The sequence below is a fragment of the Leisingera sp. F5 genome, assembly GCF_001593695.1.
Window position 1 is genome coordinate 1 of sequence record NZ_LUKH01001377.1, and the last position, 1069, is coordinate 1069.

1 protein-coding gene is annotated in these 1069 nt (G+C 60.7%); it reads left to right on the top strand.

The annotated features are described in order from the left end of the window. Positions 1 to 1069: mandelate racemase/muconate lactonizing enzyme family protein (locus A2I95_RS41570; RefSeq protein ID WP_291738111.1), on the top strand; the 1069-nt coding region annotated here is incomplete at both ends.

Genomic DNA, 1069 nt, shown 5'->3' on the forward strand with positions numbered 1-1069 from the left:
GGCGGGCGTTATTGGATTCTGGTAAAGGTCACCACGGACACCGGTGTTACCGGCTGGGGCGAATGCTACGCGTCATCCGTCGGCCCAGATGCGATGACCCATGTGATCCGCGACGTATTCGAGCGCCACGTGGAGGGTGAGAATCCGGAAAACATCGAACTGATGTTCCGCCGCGCCTATTCCTCGGGTTTTACCCAGCGCCCGGACCTGACGGTGATGGGGGCGTTCTCGGGCTTGGAAATCGCCTGTTGGGACATATTGGGCAAGGACCGCGGCCGCCCGGTGTATGCCTTGCTTGGCGGGCGGATGAATGACCGCATCCGCGCCTATACTTATCTCTACCCGCTGCCGCATCAGGACATCACGGAGTTCTGGACCTCGCCTGAAATGGCCGCCGAGGCCGCAGCGCAAAAGGTCAGCGAAGGTTACACCGCACTGAAATTCGATCCCGCAGGCCCGTATACAATGCGCGGCGGGCATATGCCTGCAATGTCGGACATCTCGATGTCGGTGGCGTTCTGCAAGGCGATCCGCGATGCCGTGGGCGATAAGGCAGACTTGCTGTTTGGCACCCATGGCCAGTTCAGCACCGCCGGTGCCATCCGCCTGGGCCAGGCAATAGAACCCTATTCCCCGCTCTGGTTTGAGGAGCCGACGCCGCCTGACAATATCGAAGACATGGCCCGCGTTGCCCGCAACCTGCGCATTCCTGTGGCTACCGGCGAACGACTGACCACAAAGGCAGAATTCGCTGCAGTGCTGCGGGCTGGTGCCGCCGAGATTCTGCAGCCCGCCCTGGGCCGCGCCGGCGGGATCTGGGAAATGAAAAAGGTCGCTGCCATTGCCGAAGTGTTCAACGCACAAATGGCGCCGCATCTTTATGCAGGACCGGTGGAATGGGCGGCCAACATCCACCTGGCAGCCTCAATCCCGAACATTCTGCTGCTGGAAACCATCGAAACCCCCTTCCACGATCAGCTGATCAAGGGATCCATCCGGATAGAGAACGGATTTGTCATCCCGCCAGAGACACCGGGACTGGGCATTGAGGTGGACGAAGACCTTGCCC